Annotated in this window: 2 tRNA genes and 3 rRNA genes; all 5 read left to right on the top strand. The window is 53.2% G+C overall.

From position 1 onward, the window contains the following. Window positions 1–86 precede the first annotated feature (86 nt). Window positions 87–1,615 (top strand): 16S ribosomal RNA (locus tag GTZ97_RS16350). Window positions 1,616–1,696: 81 nt separating this feature from the next. Next, window positions 1,697–1,773 (top strand) — tRNA-Ile (locus GTZ97_RS16345). A 17-nt stretch (window positions 1,774–1,790) separates the two neighbouring features. Further along, window positions 1,791–1,866, top strand: a tRNA-Ala gene (locus tag GTZ97_RS16340). Between the two features lie 342 nt (window positions 1,867–2,208). Next, window positions 2,209–5,092 (top strand): 23S ribosomal RNA (locus GTZ97_RS16335). Window positions 5,093–5,284: 192 nt separating this feature from the next. After that, window positions 5,285–5,397 (top strand): 5S ribosomal RNA (gene rrf / locus GTZ97_RS16330). Together the 16S, 23S and 5S rRNA genes with 2 tRNA genes alongside form the textbook arrangement of a ribosomal RNA operon. Window positions 5,398–5,401: the final 4 nt, after the last annotated feature.

Here is a 5,401-nt window from a genome sequence, read left to right as displayed (position 1 = left end):
AGCGGCTCAAATACTCACGGAAGATAGATGGAAATTCACTTGAGTGAAGATCTGTCGATTCCGTTGAAGAGTTTTAAACAGAGATTGAACTGAAGAGTTTGATCCTGGCTCAGATTGAACGCTGGCGGCATGCCTTACACATGCAAGTCGAACGGTAACGGGCCTTCGGGTGCCGACGAGTGGCGAACGGGTGAGTAATGCATCGGAACGTGCCCAGTCGTGGGGGATAACTGCTCGAAAGAGCAGCTAATACCGCATACGACCTGAGGGTGAAAGCGGGGGACCGTAAGGCCTCGCGCGATTGGAGCGGCCGATGTCAGATTAGCTAGTTGGTGGGGTAAAGGCCTACCAAGGCAACGATCTGTAGTTGGTCTGAGAGGACGACCAGCCACACTGGGACTGAGACACGGCCCAGACTCCTACGGGAGGCAGCAGTGGGGAATTTTGGACAATGGGGGCAACCCTGATCCAGCAATGCCGCGTGCAGGAAGAAGGCCTTCGGGTTGTAAACTGCTTTTGTCAGGGAAGAAATCCTTTGGGCTAATACCTCGGGGGGATGACGGTACCTGAAGAATAAGCACCGGCTAACTACGTGCCAGCAGCCGCGGTAATACGTAGGGTGCGAGCGTTAATCGGAATTACTGGGCGTAAAGCGTGCGCAGGCGGTTTTGTAAGACAGAGGTGAAATCCCCGGGCTCAACCTGGGAACTGCCTTTGTGACTGCAAGGCTGGAGTACGGCAGAGGGGGATGGAATTCCGCGTGTAGCAGTGAAATGCGTAGATATGCGGAGGAACACCGATGGCGAAGGCAATCCCCTGGGCCTGTACTGACGCTCATGCACGAAAGCGTGGGGAGCAAACAGGATTAGATACCCTGGTAGTCCACGCCCTAAACGATGTCAACTGGTTGTTGGACGGCTTGCTGTTCAGTAACGAAGCTAACGCGTGAAGTTGACCGCCTGGGGAGTACGGCCGCAAGGTTGAAACTCAAAGGAATTGACGGGGACCCGCACAAGCGGTGGATGATGTGGTTTAATTCGATGCAACGCGAAAAACCTTACCTACCCTTGACATGCCAGGAATTCTGCAGAGATGTGGAAGTGCTCGAAAGAGAACCTGGACACAGGTGCTGCATGGCCGTCGTCAGCTCGTGTCGTGAGATGTTGGGTTAAGTCCCGCAACGAGCGCAACCCTTGTCATTAGTTGCTACGAAAGGGCACTCTAATGAGACTGCCGGTGACAAACCGGAGGAAGGTGGGGATGACGTCAGGTCCTCATGGCCCTTATGGGTAGGGCTACACACGTCATACAATGGCCGGTACAGAGGGCTGCCAACCCGCGAGGGGGAGCCAATCCCAGAAAACCGGTCGTAGTCCGGATCGCAGTCTGCAACTCGACTGCGTGAAGTCGGAATCGCTAGTAATCGCGGATCAGCTTGCCGCGGTGAATACGTTCCCGGGTCTTGTACACACCGCCCGTCACACCATGGGAGCGGGTTCTGCCAGAAGTAGTTAGCCTAACCGCAAGGAGGGCGATTACCACGGCAGGGTTCGTGACTGGGGTGAAGTCGTAACAAGGTAGCCGTATCGGAAGGTGCGGCTGGATCACCTCCTTTCTGGAAGAAGAAAAGCTGCTTGAAGGTACCAAGCACCCACACTTATCGGCTGTTGATTGAGAGCGCAGAGTGAAGACAGTTGGGTCTGTAGCTCAGTCGGTTAGAGCACCGTCTTGATAAGGCGGGGGTCGTTGGTTCGAATCCAACCAGACCCACCAACCTGGTCAAGCACACTGGGGGATTAGCTCAGCTGGGAGAGCACCTGCTTTGCAAGCAGGGGGTCGTCGGTTCGATCCCGTCATCCTCCACCATTTCTTCTTCAAGGTGTCGGCTGTTGTGAGCAACGGCAAGCACGCACTGCGCGCGGTTTGAATGCAAGCCTTAAGGCCTTCCCTGGCAGGGGAGTGGGCGTTAAGGTTTGCAGTTGATCTGCAAATGCTCTTTAACAATTCGTAGAGTCGAATCAGCGTTGCTGGCGGAAAGTTGGTCGTTCGTAAAGGGGCGATTGACACCGTGCCGCCAGTGACAATTGATTGCGTCACCAGACTTCAATGAGAAATTGAAGATCGGCAAACGTGAAGCAGGTGTGCAGACACCTGCGCTCAAAGTGGTTCTTGACCGACGACTGTACAGCATGGTCGTCAAAGTTATAGGGTCAAGTGACTAAGTGCATGTGGTGGATGCCTTGGCGATTACAGGCGAAGAAGGACGTGATAGCCTGCGAAAAGCTTCGGGGAGCTGGCAAATGAGCTTTGATCCGGAGATATCCGAATGGGGAAACCCACCCGCAAGGGTATCGCTAGCTGAATACATAGGCTAGCGAGGCGAACCGAGTGAACTGAAACATCTAAGTAGCTCGAGGAAAAGACATCAACCGAGATTCCGAAAGTAGTGGCGAGCGAAATCGGAGGAGCCTAGTCCTCTTTAGCAGTTGACTTATCAGAACGGTCTGGAAAGGCCGACCAAAGTGGGTGATAGTCCCGTATGGAAAAAGTTGATTGTGGAACTGAGTGGACGATAAGTAGGGCGGGACACGTGAAATCCTGTCTGAAGATGGGGGGACCATCCTCCAAGGCTAAATACTCGTAATCGACCGATAGTGAACAAGTACCGTGAGGGAAAGGCGAAAAGAACCCCGGGAGGGGAGTGAAATAGATCCTGAAACCGCATGCATACAAAAAGTCGGAGCCTCGCAAGGGGTGACGGCGTACCTTTTGTATAATGGGTCAGCGACTTACATTCAGTGGCGAGCTTAACCGAGTAGGGAAGGCGAAGGGAAACCGAGTCCGAACAGGGCGTCTAGTCGCTGGGTGTAGACCCGAAACCAAGTGATCTATCCATGGCCAGGATGAAGGTGCGGTAACACGCACTGGAGGTCCGAACCGACTAGTGTTGCAAAACTAGCGGATGAGCTGTGGATAGGGGTGAAAGGCTAAACAAACTTGGAAATAGCTGGTTCTCTCCGAAAACTATTTAGGTAGTGCCTCAAGTATCACCATCGGGGGTAGAGCACTGTTATGGCTAGGGGGTCATGGCGACTTACCAAACCATGGCAAACTCCGAATACCGATGAGTGCGAGCTTGGGAGACAGTGCACCGGGTGCTAACGTCCGGACACAAGAGGGAAACAACCCAGACCGCCAGCTAAGGTCCCTAAAATTGGCTAAGTGGGAAACGAAGTGGGAAGGCTAAAACAGTCAGGATGTTGGCTTAGAAGCAGCCATCATTTAAAGAAAGCGTAATAGCTCACTGATCGAGTCGTCCTGCGCGGAAGATGTAACGGGGCTCAAGCCAGTTACCGAAGCTGCGGATATGCAATTTATTGCATATGGTAGGAGAGCGTTCTGTAAGCCTGTGAAGGTGTCTTGTAAAGGATGCTGGAGGTATCAGAAGTGCGAATGCTGACATGAGTAGCGTTAAAGGGGGTGAAAAGCCCCCTCGCCGTAAGCGCAAGGTTTCCTACGCAACGTTCATCGGCGTAGGGTGAGTCGGCCCCTAAGGCGAGGCAGAGATGCGTAGCTGATGGGAAACAGGTTAATATTCCTGTACCGATCTATAGTGCGATGTGGGGACGGAGAAGGTTAGCTCAGCCAACTGTTGGAATAGTTGGTTCAAGCCTGTAGTCGTGGTCCTTAGGCAAATCCGGGGATCTGAGATGAGGGGTGATAACGAGTCTGCTTGCAGACGAAGTGAGTGATACCCTGCTTCCAGGAAAAGCCACTAAGCTTCAGCTATAGACGACCGTACCGCAAACCGACACTGGTGCGCGTGATGAGTATTCTCAGGCGCTTGAGAGAACTCGGGAGAAGGAACTCGGCAAATTGACACCGTAACTTCGGAAGAAGGTGTGCCCCAAGTAGGTGAAGGACTTCGCGTCTGGAGCTCAAAGGGGTCGCAGAGAATCGGTGGCTGCGACTGTTTAATAAAAACACAGCACTCTGCAAAGACGAAAGTCGACGTATAGGGTGTGACGCCTGCCCGGTGCTGGAAGATTAAGTGATGGGGTGCAAGCTCTTGATCGAAGTCCCAGTAAACGGCGGCCGTAACTATAACGGTCCTAAGGTAGCGAAATTCCTTGTCGGGTAAGTTCCGACCTGCACGAATGGCGTAACGATGGCCACACTGTCTCCTCCCGAGACTCAGCGAAGTTGAAATGTTTGTGATGATGCAATCTCCCCGCGGAAAGACGGAAAGACCCCATGAACCTTTACTGTAGCTTTACATTGGACTTTGAACAGATCTGTGTAGGATAGGTGGGAGGCTTTGAAGTACGGTCGCTAGATCGTATGGAGCCGACGTTGAAATACCACCCTGGTGTGTTTGAGGTTCTAACCTTGGTCCCTGAATCGGGATTGGGGACAGTGTATGGTGGGCAGTTTGACTGGGGCGGTCTCCTCCCAAAGCGTAACGGAGGAGTTCGAAGGTACGCTAGCCACGGTCGGAAATCGTGGTGATAGTGCATAGGCATAAGCGTGCTTGACTGCGAGACTGACAAGTCGAGCAGGTAGGAAACTAGGACTAAGTGATCCGGTGGTTCTGTATGGAAGGGCCATCGCTCAACGGATAAAAGGTACTCTGGGGATAACAGGCTGATACCGCCCAAGAGTTCATATCGACGGCGGTGTTTGGCACCTCGATGTCGGCTCATCTCATCCTGGGGCTGTAGCCGGTCCCAAGGGTATGGCTGTTCGCCATTTAAAGAGGTACGTGAGCTGGGTTTAAAACGTCGTGAGACAGTTTGGTCCCTATCTTCCGTGGGCGTTGCAAGATTGAGAGAGCCTGCTCCTAGTACGAGAGGACCGGAGTGGACGCACCTCTGGTGTATCGGTTGTCACGCCAGTGGCATTGCCGAGTAGCTAAGTGCGGAAGAGATAACCGCTGAAAGCATCTAAGCGGGAAACTCGTCTCAAGATGAGTCTTGCCGGGGCCTTGAGCCCCCTGAAGGGTCGTTGTAGACCACGACGTTGATAGGCTGGGTGTGGAAGCGCAGTAATGCGTTAAGCTAACCAGTACTAATTGCCCGTGCGGCTTGACCCTATAACTTTGATGACATGCCAAGATCACTTTGATCACCACAGACCACTCAGTCTGTGACGCACGTCGCCGATCTCCAGTACTCACCGCAGTCTGAAGACGCAATCAATACAGCTGATTCCTGTACTCACCCTACAGTCGACTCTACGAATCCTCCAGGCCGCGCCCCAAGCGCAGCCTGGGCAACAGTTCAAGCCTGATGACCATAGCGAGTTGGTCCCACTCCTTCCCATCCCGAACAGGACAGTGAAACGACTCAGCGCCGATGATAGTGCGGATTCCCGTGTGAAAGTAGGTCATCGTCAGGCTACT

The organism is Aquabacterium fontiphilum (genome assembly GCF_009909205.1).
Lineage (GTDB): Bacteria > Pseudomonadota > Gammaproteobacteria > Burkholderiales > Burkholderiaceae_C > Aquabacterium > Aquabacterium fontiphilum.
This window is presented reverse-complemented; position numbering and strand designations above follow the sequence as displayed.